The sequence below is a fragment of the Exiguobacterium sp. E17S genome, assembly GCF_057772545.1.
Genome location: NZ_JBYLRU010000001.1, coordinates 1,143,372 through 1,158,938 on the forward strand (window position 1 = coordinate 1,143,372; position 15,567 = coordinate 1,158,938).

Annotated in this window: 15 protein-coding genes and 1 other annotated feature; of the genes, 4 read left to right on the forward strand and 11 right to left on the reverse strand. The window is 43.3% G+C overall.

What is annotated here, in order from left to right; translation table 11 throughout:
• Positions 1-99 precede the first annotated feature (99 nt).
• The 3 genes from pepF to cls all read right to left on the reverse strand — a co-directional run bounded on the left by pepF (position 100) and on the right by cls (position 4,446).
• The gene (gene pepF, locus AC3B4V_RS06020) at positions 100-1,902 is read right to left on the reverse strand and encodes an oligoendopeptidase F (protein WP_488377973.1); all 1,803 of its coding nucleotides are present in this window, start codon (positions 1,900-1,902) and stop codon (positions 100-102) included.
• A 213-nt stretch (positions 1,903-2,115) separates the two neighbouring features.
• Positions 2,116-2,916, reverse strand: coding sequence for a competence protein CoiA family protein (locus tag AC3B4V_RS06025; RefSeq protein ID WP_488377974.1), 801 nt, complete (start codon positions 2,914-2,916; stop codon positions 2,116-2,118).
• A gap of 18 nt (positions 2,917-2,934) precedes the next feature.
• Entirely contained in the window at positions 2,935-4,446 is a 1,512-nt protein-coding gene (cls, locus tag AC3B4V_RS06030; protein ID WP_214858073.1) for a cardiolipin synthase, read from the reverse strand.
• Positions 4,447-4,514: 68 nt separating this feature from the next.
• On the opposite strand from cls, the gene AC3B4V_RS06035 reads away from it, so the two are divergent.
• Positions 4,515-5,237: an SDR family NAD(P)-dependent oxidoreductase gene (locus AC3B4V_RS06035; RefSeq protein WP_064299581.1), complete on the forward strand. Its 723-nt coding sequence runs from the start codon at positions 4,515-4,517 to the stop codon at positions 5,235-5,237.
• A 62-nt stretch (positions 5,238-5,299) separates the two neighbouring features.
• On the opposite strand, the gene mecA is transcribed toward AC3B4V_RS06035, so the two are convergent.
• The 3 genes from mecA to AC3B4V_RS06050 all read right to left on the reverse strand — a co-directional run bounded on the left by mecA (position 5,300) and on the right by AC3B4V_RS06050 (position 6,806).
• On the reverse strand, positions 5,300-5,926 hold the full coding sequence (gene mecA, locus AC3B4V_RS06040; protein ID WP_023468889.1) for an adaptor protein MecA: 627 nt from the start codon (positions 5,924-5,926) through the stop codon (positions 5,300-5,302).
• A gap of 171 nt (positions 5,927-6,097) precedes the next feature.
• Positions 6,098-6,496 carry a transcriptional regulator SpxA gene (gene spxA, locus AC3B4V_RS06045; RefSeq protein WP_012370920.1) on the reverse strand — a complete coding sequence of 133 codons (399 nt, stop codon included), beginning with the start codon at positions 6,494-6,496 and terminating at the stop codon, positions 6,098-6,100.
• A 172-nt stretch (positions 6,497-6,668) separates the two neighbouring features.
• A complete protein-coding gene (locus AC3B4V_RS06050; protein ID WP_023468890.1) occupies positions 6,669-6,806 on the reverse strand; it encodes a hypothetical protein in 138 nt (45 codons plus the stop codon).
• Between the two features lie 223 nt (positions 6,807-7,029).
• Here AC3B4V_RS06050 and AC3B4V_RS06055 point away from each other — a divergent pair, with 223 nt between their 5' ends.
• Entirely contained in the window at positions 7,030-7,563 is a 534-nt protein-coding gene (locus AC3B4V_RS06055) for an HD domain-containing protein (protein ID WP_029342203.1), read from the forward strand.
• Between the two features lie 46 nt (positions 7,564-7,609).
• Here AC3B4V_RS06055 and AC3B4V_RS06060 read toward each other — a convergent pair whose 3' ends face one another.
• From AC3B4V_RS06060 to AC3B4V_RS06080, 5 genes are all read right to left on the reverse strand, one after another.
• Positions 7,610-8,563, reverse strand: coding sequence for an ABC transporter ATP-binding protein (locus AC3B4V_RS06060; protein WP_029342202.1), 954 nt, complete (start codon positions 8,561-8,563; stop codon positions 7,610-7,612).
• The gene (locus AC3B4V_RS06065; protein WP_029342201.1) at positions 8,563-9,636 is read right to left on the reverse strand and encodes an ABC transporter ATP-binding protein; all 1,074 of its coding nucleotides are present in this window, start codon (positions 9,634-9,636) and stop codon (positions 8,563-8,565) included. Before AC3B4V_RS06065 ends, AC3B4V_RS06060 begins: the two co-directional genes overlap by 1 nt.
• A 27-nt stretch (positions 9,637-9,663) precedes the next feature.
• Positions 9,664-10,695, reverse strand: a complete 1,032-nt coding sequence (gene opp3C / locus AC3B4V_RS06070; RefSeq protein ID WP_064299580.1) for an oligopeptide ABC transporter permease — start codon at positions 10,693-10,695, stop codon at positions 9,664-9,666.
• On the reverse strand, positions 10,695-11,621 hold the full coding sequence (gene opp3b / locus AC3B4V_RS06075; protein ID WP_064299579.1) for an oligopeptide ABC transporter permease: 927 nt from the start codon (positions 11,619-11,621) through the stop codon (positions 10,695-10,697). Before opp3b ends, opp3C begins: the two co-directional genes overlap by 1 nt.
• A 334-nt stretch (positions 11,622-11,955) precedes the next feature.
• Positions 11,956-13,569, reverse strand: coding sequence for a peptide ABC transporter substrate-binding protein (locus tag AC3B4V_RS06080; protein WP_064299578.1), 1,614 nt, complete (start codon positions 13,567-13,569; stop codon positions 11,956-11,958).
• Between the two features lie 271 nt (positions 13,570-13,840).
• Here AC3B4V_RS06080 and AC3B4V_RS06085 point away from each other — a divergent pair, with 271 nt between their 5' ends.
• Positions 13,841-14,221: a DUF3899 domain-containing protein gene (locus AC3B4V_RS06085; protein ID WP_064299577.1), complete on the forward strand. Its 381-nt coding sequence runs from the start codon at positions 13,841-13,843 to the stop codon at positions 14,219-14,221.
• Positions 14,222-14,277: 56 nt separating this feature from the next.
• Positions 14,278-14,483 (forward strand) — a binding site (T-box leader).
• 51 nt (positions 14,484-14,534) lie between these two features.
• Positions 14,535-15,536: a tryptophan--tRNA ligase gene (trpS, locus tag AC3B4V_RS06090; RefSeq protein ID WP_064299576.1), complete on the forward strand. Its 1,002-nt coding sequence runs from the start codon at positions 14,535-14,537 to the stop codon at positions 15,534-15,536.
• The last annotated feature ends 31 nt before the right edge of the window (positions 15,537-15,567 follow it).

Below are 15,567 nucleotides of genomic sequence, written 5' to 3' on the forward strand. Positions count from 1 at the left end.
AAAAAGAGAATCGACTGGGGAATGTGACCCTCTTCACAATATAAGTATATCGTGGACTTCGCCTCTTTTCCACTCTTTGTTCACTTTGTCACAAAGATGTCACTCTGCTAACAAAGCTTCAAATTCATCTAGGACACGTTCAAATTGACGCAATGCTGCTTCAACTGGCGCTTTTGTTGTCATATCGACACCCGCAGCTTTTAAAACTTCGATTGGATAATCACTTGATCCCGCTTTTAAGAAATTGTTGATGTATCGCTCTACAGCAGGTTGTCCTTCTTCTAGAATCTGATCCGTCAAAGCAGCGGCAGCAGAAATGCCCGTTGCATACTGATAGACATAATAATTGTAATAGAAGTGTGGAATCCTAGCCCATTCTAGACCGATTTCTTCATCTAATACAATTTCGTCTCCGAAGTATTTTTGATTCAACGCATAATACGTTGACGTTAAGAATTCCGGTGTCAGCGCTTGTCCAAGACGAGCCGCATCATGAATTGCATGTTCGAACTCGGCGAACATCGTTTGTCGGAACAATGTTCCGCGGAAGGTTTCGAGTTGATTGTTTAATAGATAGAGTTTTTCTTTACGATCCGTTACTTTCTTCAATAAATAGTCGTTCAACAATGCTTCATTCGTCGTTGAGGCGACTTCTGCGACGAAGATGGAATAATCACCATATGGATACGGTTGAGATTTCCGCGTGTAATAACTATGGACGGAATGTCCGAATTCATGTGCGAGTGTAAAGAGGTTGTTGATGTTGTCTTGCCAGTTCATCAAAATGAACGGCTGTGTATCATAAGCACCAGAAGAGTAGGCTCCACTCCGTTTACCACGCGTCTCCCGGACATCAACCCAACGTTCAGACAATCCTTCTTCAAGGATGTGCTTATACTCTGCTCCGAGCGGCGCGAGCCCTTCGACCATCAATTGTTTCGCTTCCTCGTAAGAGACTTTCATCTCCACCTCAGAAACGAGCGGTGTGTACATATCATACACGTGTAGTTCATCGAGTCCGAGCACTCGCTTACGTAGAGCGACGTAACGATGGAGCAATGGTAAATGCTCATGTACCGCTTCAACTAATCCATCATAGACGGACTCAGGAATCGCATTACCGTGTAAAGCTGCTGCGCGTGCAGATGGGAACTTCCGGACATCCGCATAGAAGTTGTCTTTCTTAACTGACCCAGCAAGTGTCGAAGCGAGCGTATTCGTGTATTTTGCATATGTTCCATACATCGCTTTAAATGCGGCTTCACGGACCGAACGATCAGATGATTCCAGGAATGTGATGAAGCGACCATGTGTCAACTCTGTCTCTTCTCCGTCTTCCCCTTTGATTTTCGGGAATGTCAGATCTGCATTGTTCAACATACCGAACGTCGTACCGGATTGACCGAGTACTTCTCCTGCCTTTGCAAGAATCGCTTCTTCCGCTTCCGTCAGGACGTGTTCACGCTCTTGATTCAATTCATCAAATGCATGACGATACATTGCAAGATCTGGATTCTCATTAAGATACGTCTCAATCGTTGACTCAGGTACAGCTAACAATTCTGGTGTCATGAAAGCAAGCGTTGCCCCGATTTGCGACGCGAGCGTTCGAGCACGGTCGTTCATGGCTTGGTAGAAGCTGTCTGCTGTATTTTCGTCATAACGCATGTGCGCGTATGTATAAAGCTTATAAAGGCGTCTTGAGACTTCGTCACGTAACTGTAACCCTTCATAGAGTGTTTCTGCACTCTGTCCAAGACGACCCTTATACTCGACGAGTAATGGAAGCATCGCTTTCACCGATTCGAATTCTTCTTCCCACGCTTCGTTCGTTGCGTAAATCGACTCTAGATTCCATGTTTCTGTAACGTCAACATCTTGACGTGTTAATACTTCTGCCATTTCCCTCACTCCTTTAATTCAGTTATACCTGTTTTCTTTTCGACAAACAATCGAAGTGCTCCTGCTAAAACAGCTTATTCGCCTCCTCAATCCGCTCCATCCATTCCCTGACGAGAGCACCAATCAAATCTCTTTCAATCGATAGATTCAATTTGTGAAGCAGTTGATTTATGACATATTCCAGACGGCTCAAAGTGTACCGCCCTTTTATCTCTAAAAAGACGACGATTTGAAATTCAAAGGGATGGACGGGTAGAAATAATAGACGTGTGATGGGGAGAAAGGCAAAAGAGGGAAGATTTTGTAGATGGAAACCTGATTGATACAGTGGGATCTTGAGGATGCGTGGAGGTAATGAAGGATAAAAAGGACGTCGACGATAGCGATGAACGATTCCTTGCCATCGAGCGATTGAAAATTTCCGAGGAAATGATGAAGGTTCTTCGAAAGAAAATCAGATAATGAGAGCGGTTGAACCGTACAATAGACATGATGTTTTGCAAAAGGAACCGGATGTCGAAATCTCCGGATTTGATTCTCGACGATCAGATCCAAGTAATCATGTTGTAAAAATGCTTGTCGCATCCAACCTTGCAATCGCAACGTGACACCATGTGAAGGATGAAATCCGATCCACCGAACCGTTTGTTCTTGTTTCGCATCAAGTCTGGCTCGTCTGATCCATTCCTCTGCTGACATCGGAGAACGTTGAATTTCAATCCCGATTTTCTTTTCTGGTATCCACAGATCAAAACGTCTCTCCCCAGTCATCCATTCAATTTCGACTTGGATACCTGCGTTTATTAAAGAATCCGCAATCCGCTTTTTCCAAGACATATGCACGTTGCTTTCTCCTGAACAAGCTGAGATATGTGAAAAGTGTGGTCGTCGTCCTTGCCTGACGCGCAATGGCTTCAGGCAATACGGACAACGTAAGGACATCGTTTTTAATTCATGGATGGGAAATCTGTGAATCATGATGCGTTTACCAGAAGCATCAATGGCTTCAAACATCTGAATCGTCCCCTTTTACTAGAGTAACGGTGAGAATAAACGTGAAATCGATTCAATTAATCGACGGCGTAATGGACGCCGATGGAACATATCAGCATCAACTTGTGTCGAATGGCTAAAATCTTCATAAAAATCACGTGTCAGTTCATGGACAGAGTTCGTTCCATATAAGAAAGCATTCACTTCGAAATTCAAATGAAAACTACGTAAATCCATGTTCGCTGTCCCAATCGTTGCGATGGCGTCATCAACGACGATAACTTTCGAGTGCATGAATCCTTTATTGTACTCGTAAATTTTTACACCAGCTTGTAGCAAATCATCAAAATAAGAACGGCTCGCATAAAATACGATTTTATGATCCGGGAAGCTCGGTAGTAGAATACGGACGTCAATCCCTGCCATTGCAGCTGTCTTCAGCGCTGTCATGAGATCTTCGTCCGGTATCAAATACGGGGAAGCAATATAGACCGATTCACGCGCTTCCGTGATGAGCCCGAAGTAAAGTGATTTCATTGCCTCATATGGCTCATCAGGACCGCTCGCAATGATTTGAACACCTCCTGTTGCTTCTTCAACGTACTCAAGTGGCTCCATGTAAAACGGTGTAAACAGCCGTTCACCGGTCATGTAATACCAGTCTTGCAAAAAAATCAGTTGGAGTTCAGAGACAGCCTCTCCCCTTACGAGAAGATGGGTATCACGCCAAAAACCAAAATGTTGATCACGACCGATATACTCGTCGCCAATGTTTATTCCACCCGTAAATGCAACCGTTCCATCGATGACGACGATTTTCCGATGATTCCGGTAGTTTGATTTACTCGAAATAAACGGTAAGACGACGGGGAAAAACGCACGAACCTCAACACCAGCTGCCTGCATCTTCTTGAAATAATGTTTATCCGTCGAAAAACAACCGACGGCATCATAAAGAAAGCGGACCTCGATTCCTTGCTTAGCCTTTTCAATCAACGCTTCCTGTAGCTGAAGCGCAAGTTGATCATCGCGTACGATATAGTACTCCAAATGAATATGATGCTGTGCTTGACGAATCTCTTCTAAAAGAATCGGAAACTTTTCCTGACCATTCGTCAAGATTCTTGTATGTGTATTATACGAAATCGGAAGGCGACTGATTGAATCGATAAGTGTCACAACTTTTCCATAACGTCCTTCTTGGAACACTGATTGGTGTACCCCTGCCTTAAACTGGGTACGATACTTAATGTAAGACTCTTCATCAAGCATTGCCTTCAGTCGAAACATTCGTTTTCGGCGGTAGTTCTGACCAAATGTGAAATACACGAACACGCCAACGACAGGCAATGCCATCATGACGAGTGCCCAGACGAGCGTTCGTTCTGGGTTTCGATTTTCGAGTAGAATGATGACAAACACGCTCATGACGACCAAGATGATGACGATGGACAGCCAACCTACCATATAGACACTCCAATAGTAGGATAAAAAGGCAATCAAGCCGATGGTCAAGATGAGGGTCATGAGAAGTTGTACACGTCGTAGCATGAATCCCCCTCCTTTTATGTAAGTAGTACTAATTGTATTTAAACTGATGACAGAAAGGAAGCGTTTAAATGGGTACGTATATCATTACTGGTGCAACAAGTGGAATTGGTGAGGCAACTGCCCTTCAACTCATTCGGGAGGGACATACTGTCCTTGCGATTGGTCGTAATGAAGAAAAAGGATCCTCGCTTGAAGCAAATGGAGAAGGACGTTTATATTTCTTCCCTGTCGACTTAACTGATTCCTCTGCAATCGATGCGTTCTTTGAAGAAACACAAGAAGATTTCCCAGAAATCGATGGTATTTTCAACAATGCAGGTACTTTCGGTAAACCCGTCGCACCTGAACGTGTCTCCGATCAACAAAAAGAAGTGTTCCAAGTGAACTATCACGCACCCGAACGAATCATCCAACTTGCGACGAAACGCTTTTCAAAAGGTGCTTCCATCGTCAATAATAGCGCCATCGTAGGTCATGTTAAGTTTCCAGCAATGCTACTGCCTTACGCTTCATCTAAGAGTGCTTTACTGACGCTAACAAAGACATACGCCGCCCGCTTCCATGGTAAGTACCGATTTAATGCTATTTGCCCGGGACCAGTCGATACAGCGCTCAGTCATGCCTTATATGGCGGGAAAGATAAATTTGACCTCGCAATGAAACATCATCTTCGAGGCGAGCCTGCACAACCTTCTGAAATCGCTGAGGTCGTTTGTTTCTTACTATCAAACAAAGCGAGTTACATCAACGGTCAAGCGCTCATCGTAGATGGAGGCTATACCCTCACTTAATACCAGAACAAAAGGAGGTATCACGATATGTGATCCTCCTTTTCCTCGCACTTTTTCTGACCTTAGTTCGGAAAATGTTTCCGAATGAACGGAAAGACATCTGAAGCAATGATCTGTTTCCCGTATTCAGCTACAGGATGTATCGTTTGTTCGCTGAACTGGAGATACTCTGCGATTAAACTCATGACGTTTTCTTGCGCTTCTACGTTCACATCATCTTCGAAATGAACATGCAGTAAATAGAGTCCATCTTTTTGATAAAGCGCTGTTTCAAGTTCTGCGAATACAGGAGCATTCGCATATTGGCTGAGCGCGATGATATGTTCGAAATCGCGAGTTTCAAATAAAACATCTTGGCTTAACTCTGTATCTTTATCTTCTGTCTCAGACATCGCTGATCGTAAAAGTGAATCGAGTTCGTCTTCATCGACTTGCTCACCATCAACTGCATTTTTCGCGATCGTTACAGTGACTTCAAGACCTTTTTCAAATGCTTGCACTTGTATCCATAGTGGACCTTCGAAGGAGATGGACTCTTTTTCATTCGCTTCGTCCATCATCTGCCAGAATAACTGTTCTCCCCGTTCCCGGTTATACCAAATCTCATCTCGGGCAAAACCACGGCGTTCGATGTCGGTGTACGTGATGAAGAACTTGACCGTATTGTCATTGACGCGTTCGATTTTCAAACTGTCCACTCCTTTCTTCTCGTTCCTTATCTAGAATACGAACGAGGACATGACTTGGATTCATAGTTTTGAATCCGAAGGATATATTTCTATTCCTTTGTTATCTTTATTTTAACCTTTTTTATCGGTAACAAAAAGCACACTGCTCACGAAGCAGCGTGCTTTTCAAAATTACTCGTTTACAAGACGCTGTGCTTCCAAAAGTTGGAATGTACGCACCTTGCGCGGTAAGAATCGACGGATTTCATCCTCGTTGTATCCCACTTGAAGGCGTTTTTCATCAATCAAGATTGGGCGACGCAATAATCCCGGATATTCTTGAATCAAATCGTATAGATGCTGCAACGATAAGTTTTCAACGGAAACATCGAGTTTCGAGAAGACTTTTGAACGTGTTGAGATAATCTCGTCCGTTCCATCTTCCGTCATACGAAGAATCTGTTTGATTTCATCGAGCGATAATGGTTCTGAAAAGATATTACGTTCAACGAACGGGATTTCATGTTCTTCAAGCCACGCGCGTGCTTTCCGACAAGAAGTACAACTTGGTGAAGTATAGAGTGTTACCATTGAAAAACATCCTCCCCCTGATTTAACATCATTCAATACCTATGTGAATAAGCAGATATTGATGATGGTTCTATTACTTGACAGTTTACATCTAATAAAGCAGAAAACCTAGCTTTTTTATAAAGATGAAAGAACTTTTCGTAAAAAAGCTTGTTAAAGCCACCACGTGGCTTTAACAAGCTGGCGTGTGATCAAATGGCTGAGAAATCGTCTCTTTTGCTTTAGGAAGTTTCATTTCTTTCAGTTTTTTCTCTAAAATATCCCGCAAAAGGCGCTTCTTCAGCTTTTTCTTCTTGTCACGTTCTTTCATATTCCGACACCCCAATCGGCCCGAAACAGAATTAACAACCTACGAAAGCGAAATAATCATCTTCTACATTAGTAAGTATACCACGTAAACTAAAAATCTATTCCTACTTTAAGCAATTAAATATGTGAGATTGTCGATTGAGGAATGAAAAACAGTTGCAATTTCTTTCAAATTTCTGTAGAGTGTATAGAAATATCAACGCTCAGAAAGGAGTTTTTCATTCATGGCATTAACACTCGTTACGATTCTCGATCATCCGATCGCTCAAAAATATTTATCTCGTTCTGGCTTGAATCATGCGATTTCAGTAGCGGAACGCGCACTGACGCTTGCTACGAAACGCGGCTTAGATGCTGACACTGCTACGAAGGCAGCACTCTTACATGATATCGGTCATTACGAATGGTATACCGATGGCACTTGGAACTATGATTTATATCGCCAAAATGATATTCATGCCATTAAAGGAGCTGAACGTGCTCACAAACTATTGATTCGCCTTGGTGAAGAACCAGCACGTGCAAAAGAAATTGCTCTCGCTGTTCTTTTGCATACGGATTCTTATCTTCCACCAGGTGCGATCAATCGAACACCTCTTCAACAACTTGTCCATGATGCGGATACGCTGGAAGAACAGCCGGGCGGACTCCATCATTACGAAAAAATTGACTTTGAAGAAGCCATGCGTCGTCTTGATGCAATCGATGCAGTCGTCCATCGATTTGCTCATCTACCGCGTATCGCATCAGAAAATTAAAAGGCATTTCCACGATCAACGTGGAAATGCCTTTTTGCTTTAACGATTATACGAGTTGCGCTTGGTACGCTTCAAGTTCTGCATCCGTCATCGAAACGAAGTGACCTGGCTCGATTTCACGAAGTGGTGGAATGCTCGAATCTTCATCCGATTTCCCAACCGGTCCACTCGTCGGACGATCAAAGATGATCCGTTTACGTGTCCGCTCGTGCTCTGGATCCGGAAGCGGAATCGCAGATAAAAGTGACTTCGTATAAGCATGAACAGGATTCTCATACAGACGATCCGCATCACACAATTCAACGAGGTGACCCTGATACATAACACCAATCCGGTCTGAGATATACTTAACCATCGATAAATCGTGGGCGATGAACAAGTATGTCAAACTGCGATCACGTTGCAGTTTTTTCATCAAGTTGACGACTTGGGCTTGAATCGATACGTCGAGTGCTGAAATCGGCTCATCCGCAATGATGAAGTCCGGCTCTACAGCAAGTGCGCGTGCGATACCAATCCGTTGACGCTGACCACCTGAGAACTCGTGCGGGTAACGACTCGCATGTTCTTTCGTCAAACCAACAGTCTCAAGCAAATCATATACACGGTTATTGCGCTCTTCTTTTGAGTTTGCTAAACCATGAATATCGATTCCTTCAGCGATGATATCACCAACCGTCATCCGTGGATTTAACGATGCATACGGATCTTGGAAAATCATTTGCATTGCACGGTTGAATTTCAATTTGTCTTTACGTGATTTCTTACCATGAACGTTTTCACCTTTGAAGATGACTTCGCCGTCTGTCGCTTCGTATAAACCAATGATCGAGCGACCAGTCGTAGACTTACCACAGCCTGACTCTCCAACGAGGCCAAGTACTTCGCCTTCGTAGATATCAAATGAAAGTCCATCAACCGCTTTAACGACGCGTCCACGTCCAATATTGAAATGTTGCTTCAAGTTTTTTACTTCAAGTAATTTATTACGGTTTTCCATTATTTCAGACCGCCTTTCAGAAGCGATTTTGAGAACACGCTGTCCGGACGGTATTTTAACGCCAAGTCACGGATTGCAGCGGGTGGTTCAACGTATGGAGCTTGTGGATGTAGCAACCACGTCGCCGCTTCGTGTGTATCTGAGATTTTGAAGAAAGGTGGTTCTTTCTCGAAATCAATCTTCATCGCGTATTTATTACGCGGTGCAAACGCATCACCGACTGGTGGATGCATCAGGTTCGGTGGAGTTCCTGGAATCGCAGGAAGGTCTTGCGAACGGTCATCAGATGGACGCGGCATTGAACCTAGTAGTCCCCAAGTATATGGATGACGCGGCTCATAGAAGATCTCATCTACTGTACCTTTTTCAATCAATTTACCAGCATACATGACAGCTACACGGTCAGCCATGTTCGCTACAACACCTAAATCGTGCGTAATGAAGATGATTGCTGTACCCGTTTTTTGCTGAATGTCTTTCAATAACTCAAGAATCTGAGCTTGAATCGTAACATCGAGGGCAGTCGTCGGCTCATCGGCAATCAATACTTTCGGATTACATGCAAGTGCGATTGCGATGACGATCCGTTGACGCATCCCACCCGATAATTGGTGCGGATATTGTTTCAGACGCGCTTCTGGATTCGGAATTCCTACGAGTGTCAAAAGTTCGAGTGTACGCTTTTTCGCTGCGTCGCCTGTTAAGCCTTGGTGACGTTTTAATCCTTCAGCGATTTGTTTATAGATCGTCATCGTCGGGTTAAGTGATGTCATCGGATCTTGGAAGATCATTGCGATATCACGACCACGGACTTTTTGCATTTCTTTATCGGAAAGCTTAACAAGGTCACGACCTTCAAATAAGATTTCACCTTGTGTGATTTCACCTGGTGGGTTTGGAATCAAACGCATGATTGCTTTTGAAGTAACCGATTTACCAGAACCAGACTCACCAACGATTGCGAGTGTCTCGCCTTTTTTTAAATCAAACGATACACCGCGGACGGCTTGTACCGTCCCGGCATACGTATGGAAAGCGACATTCAGGTCGCGAACAGATAAAATAGTTTCCATTGTGAATGAGCTCCTCTCTAGTTTCCGTTAGCGTCGTAAACGTGGGTCGAACGCATCACGCAGTCCATCTGCCAACATATTGAAGCTGACCATGAGGAGTACGATGACCGTCGATGGAACAACGAGCAAGAATGGGAACGTTTTGAGTTCTTTGTACCCTTCGTTGATCAATGTACCGAGTGACGGTTGTGGTGGTGCAAGTCCTAAACCGATGAAGCTTAAGAACGCTTCGAAGAAGATCGCACTTGGAATCGTGAACATGAGTGAGATGATGATCGTTCCCAAGGTATTTGGAATCAAATGTTTAAAGATCAATCGTGCGCTAGAAGCACCAAGTGTTCGTGCTGCAAGTACGAATTCTTGGTTCTTTAGTTTCAGGATCTGACCGCGAACGAGTCGGCTCATACCGATCCAGCCAGTGATTGTCATTGCGAGAATGATCGTCGTAATACCTGGTTCAAGGATGAGGATGAACAGAATGATCAAGATCAAGTTTGGTACACCTGTCAAAATCTCTGCGATACGTTGCATGATGTTATCGACACGCCCACCGTAATAAGCAGAAATTCCACCGTATGTGACACCAACGAGAACATCGATGAGTGCTGCCATCAAACCGATGAATAACGAAATCTTTGTTCCTTCCCAGACACGTGACCAAAGATCACGACCGAGGTGATCCGTACCAAACCAAAAGTTTTCTTTTACTTGTTTTTGTTCATAGAAATCAATCGGTGTATCTCCAAGTGTTGCCATACCGTCAAAACCTGCCCACTCTAAACCAGTAATTTTAGGTGGGAGTTTAGCTTGCGTGATTGTTTGGGTATAAGGGTCATTACCAGACAAAGCAGGTCCGACCAATGACATGATCGCGATGATGATGATGACAGCAAGTGAGAGAATTGCCGCTTTGTTCTTGCGTAGACGCATCCAAGCATCTTGCCAGAAGTTTAAGCTTTTACCAGCAAGGCGTTCCCCTGCTTGTTCATTGAACTCAACGTGTTGGAACAGCGATGAATCAAACTGTTCTGCTTTTGCATTTGAATTTTGTTCAGCCATTATTTGTTACCCCCCAAACGAATCCGTGGATCAACGACACCGTATAGTAAGTCGACGATCAAAATCATAAGAATGAAGACTGCTGAGAAGAATAATGTCGTACCCATGATGACCGTGTAGTCGTTTTGTGTAATCGACGATACGAATAACTCACCAAGTCCTGGTACAGCAAAAATTTTCTCGATGACGAGTGTTCCCGTAATCAACGCTGCTGTCATTGGTCCAAGAATCGTGATGGCAGGAATCAAGGCGTTCCGAACCATGTGTTTCCAAGTAATCGACTGACCATCTAGGCCTTTCGCTCTAGCTAACGTGACGTAATCCTGACCTGTAACTTCTAACATCTCCGTTCGGACGAATCGAGCAATCGAGGCTGTGACCCCAAGTGATAACGATATGGTCGGCAAGATGGTATGCGCCGGGCTTTCCCAGAACGCGACTGGCAAAACGCCCCATTTCACGCCGACATAGTACTGAAGGAGTGAGGCGAATACGAAGGACGGTACCGAGATTCCGATAACCGATACGAACATCGCACCGTAATCGACAACTGAGTTGTGACGAAGTGCCGCGATGACACCAAGTACAAGTCCAAGCAATACACCAAGAATCAATGCTTGAATTCCGAGTTGAGCCGATGGTCCGATCCGTTCAGCAATTAAATCCGTAACTGGACGGCTATCGTATTTGAATGATACCCCAAGGTCTCCTTGGAACAAGTTGACCATGTACGCTGCGTAGCGTTGTGGCAGTGGATCATTCAAGTTGTACTTATCCCGAAGTATATTCAACTGTTCAGGAGAAAGTTTCTCCTGGTTTTGGAACGGTGAACCTGGTAGCAGATCCATCAGGAAGAAAGTGAACGAAGCGATGAGTAAAAACGTCAGTACGCCGTAAACTAGGCGTTGAGCTAAATAACGGCCCATAAGATGGCACCCCCTATAAAGATTTTCTGTTTTTTTCGAAACATCAATAAAATCAGTATGACCCACAATTGTCGGAACATTCAAGAATTTTGTTATAAAAATTTAAAAATTCTTTTTTTATTGTGCTTTGATTTGATGTTCGTTTGGATGTTTTTCTAATTTCATCCAATAGTCAGAATTTTTCGTTTGATTCCATTATACTTTGCTAACAAAGTAATTAGAACTACTTTTTTACGAAACTTTCACATTTTCGATAAAAATGAGTTTCCATTCATAAAAAGTAGTATAAAACAGGAGCGTACCCGAACTGATCAGGGGACGCTCCCATTCTCGATTACTTAATATCAACGTATTTGTATTGGAAATCTGCTCCGAACAACTGACGGTTGAAATCTTTAACCGTCGGACGGCTCAAGTATGCAGAACCAGCTTGATAGATTGGCGCGATGGCTTGATCTTTTTCAATCAATTGTGCTTCCGCTTGTTTAAAGAGATCAAGACGTTTATTTAAATCAGACTCTTCATTTGCTGCGTTCAACAATTTATCATAAGCTGCAGACTTGTAGTTGACGTCGTTTTGGCTGTTCGTTGATTCGAAGATGGAAAGGTTAGACATTGGATCTTGGTAATCCGGACCCCAAAGTGAGTAAGAGATTTGGTAATCTCCTTTTGTTTCAAGATCGAGTTTGTTTTTGAACGGTTGTTGTTTGATTGAAACAGTAACGTTCGGAAGATTTTTCTCGATCTGACCTTTCATGTACTCACCGATTTTCTTCGCATCTTCACTATCGAACGACAGAAGTTCAATCGTCGTTTTCTTATCGCCGTTTGCTTTTTTCCAAAGATCTGCTGCTTCTTTTCCATCGCGGTCGAACCAGTTGATGTCGCTCGTATAGTCTTTACCAGACGCATCTTTGACGAATTCCTTTGGAATGAAGCTTGTTGTTGGAATCGAACCGTTCGCAAGAAGCGTATCTGTGATTCCTTTTGGATCGATCGCACGAGCGATCGCTTTACGTGCATCGACATCTTTCATCGTCGCATCTTCGTTATTGAATTTTAGATAAGCGATCGAAGAACGAAGCGCTGTCTTGAATTCAGGCTTCGATTTGTAAGCTTCAACTTGCTCTGAAGTCAAAACTGCGTAATCGACATCGTTTGAATCATAAAGATTTACTACTGTCGAATTATCTTTAACGACACTGATTGTAACTTCGTCGAGTTTGACAGCATCTTTATCCCAGTAGTTATCGTTTTTCTTCAGGACACGTTTTGAATCCGTTTTCCAAGATTCCCAAACGAAAGGACCGTTATAGAGTAATTTATCTGGTTTAAGCGAGAAGTCTTTTTCATTCTTTTTGTAGAAGTCTTCACTGATCGGTGTGTACGTACCGAACGATGTCAGTGAGAGGAAATACGGCGCTGGACGCTCGAGTTTTACTTCTAATGTTTTGTCGTCAAGTGCTTTAACACCGAGTTCGTCGACAGCTTTTTTACCTTGTGTGACATCAGCGCCGTTTTTTAACGTGTCAAAGATGTACGAGTAACTAGATGCTGTTTTCGGATCAGCAGCACGTTTCCAAGCAAATTCGAAATCTTGTGCTTTGACGGGTGAACCATCTGACCATTTTGAGTCGCGAAGTGTGAACGTATACGTCAAGTTATCACTTGAGATATCTGTTTTTTCTGCAAGTGCCGGAATCGCTTTTCCGTCTTTATCGAGACGGTAAAGACCTTCCATCGTGTTCCCGATCATGTTGAAAGCAACAGAATCCGTAGCCTTCGCTGGATCGACTGTCGTAATGTCAGAAGTATCCGTTAAACGTAGATTTTTCTTTCCGTCTGTTGAACCTGAATCACTGTCTCCGCCACCTGTCGAACATCCAGCAAGCACTGCGCTTCCTGCAAGCATGACTGATAATGCGAGACCGACTGTTTTTTTCTTCATCGGTAGGTCATCTCCTTTTCAATTTCCAAGTTGCCATAATGCCTATGACATCAATAACGTCCCGCCGAAACTGCAATGTATTCCCCAAAATGCATTGACCTAGTTTCAAAAACTTAAACGAAGTGATAAATTGATTTTATGTGAGAATAGCATTAACGTCAAGTAAATAGTCACACTATTTGCTATTTTGCATCATTCGTCTGTTACCGATTCGTAACAGGATTAAAAGTTTCGTATACTAAGATTATCAATGCATTAAAGGGGGATTTTCATGCGATCGACCTATTTCCGACCGGTCATCATTGCGGTCATTCTGTTGTTAATTTATACGATATGGGCGACTATCATCGATTCGACGCACGGTATTTTATACCATCTATCCGGTGGGTTGTTCATTGGAGGCTTTTTGCTTATGGCAATCGGATTCTTTTCCAACATGTCGGCTAACGGCTTCTTCCGTGGAATGACAGCTGGATTTAAAAAACAACGGGAAGCGAAGCTTCGAGAGATTGATGGCGATTACTACGAAGAGGATGACGAAGAGGAAGAAGTCCTCCGTAAAAAGCAAAATCGGGCTTCTGCCCGAACGAAACCCTATGTTTCTAGTGGTATTATCTTCATCATCGTATCGCTGATCATCTCTTACTTTTAATCGAAATCACCGTGACGTACCTTCTATCGTATGGTAAACTTAAGTGAATTAAACAAGAAAACACGACGACAAAGAGTAGTAACTTAGATACATCCCTCTCAGAGAGTCCATGGTGCTGGAAATGGACAGGTGATGCCTACGTGAATGGACTTTCGAGTGGCTGATTCGAATCAAGTAGAGTCAGATGGGTTTGCCCATTACAGCAAATTGAGCGGCTATGCGAATAGCAACTTGGGTGGCAACGCGATGAATCGTCCCTTGATTTTCAAGGGGCGTTTTTTATTTTGATTTTATTATTTGGAGGGATTTCATTATGAAAACGATTTTCTCAGGTATCAAACCAACGGGAACAGTAACACTCGGAAATTACTTAGGTGCGATGAAACACTTCGTTAACTTACAAGATGGTCATGATGCGTATTATTGTGTCGTTGACTTGCACTCGATCACGGTCGATATCGATCGTGTCGAACTGATGAACAATACACGTGCACTCGCAGCTCTTTATATCGCAAGTGGTCTGAATCCAGAAAAATCAACAATCTTTGTTCAATCAGAAGTCAAAGCGCATGCACAACTCGGCTGGATGTTGACGTGTCTTTCTGGAATGGGTGAACTAGAGCGTATGACACAGTATAAAGATAAATCACAAGGAAAAGACCGAATCGGTGCAGGATTGTTTGTCTATCCGACACTCATGGCAGCTGATATCCTACTCTATGATGCGGAACTCGTTCCAGTCGGTGATGATCAAAAACAACATATTGAGTTAACGCGTGACTTGGCTCAACGTTTTAATAGTCGTTACTATGAGACGTTCACATTACCAGAACCAATCATCGCTGAATCAGGAGCACGAATCATGAGCCTGACGACGCCAGACAAAAAGATGTCAAAATCTGATCAGAATCCGAAGGGCTTCATCTCGATGCTTGACGCACCAGAAGTCATTCGTAAAAAAGTAAAATCAGCCGTCACGGACTCAGAAGGGATCGTCAAATTCGATCGGGAAAATAAACCAGGTGTATCGAATTTGCTTGAGATTTACTCACTACTCGCTGGCATCTCGATTCCAGATCTCGAAACCAAATACGAAGGTTCGAACTACGGAACATTTAAAGCAGATGTCGCGGAAGCGATCATTTCGGAACTCGAACCGATTCAACAACGCTACTATGAGTTGATTGATTCTGAAGAGCTCGATCAGATTCTCGACGCTGGACGAGACCGTGCTGAAGCCGTTGCTGCTAAAAAACTCGCGAAAATCGAGAAGGCAATGGGACTACAACGGAAGCGTGCCAAAGTAAAAAAATAAGTCTTACTCCAAAAGAGATCGGAATGCTCCG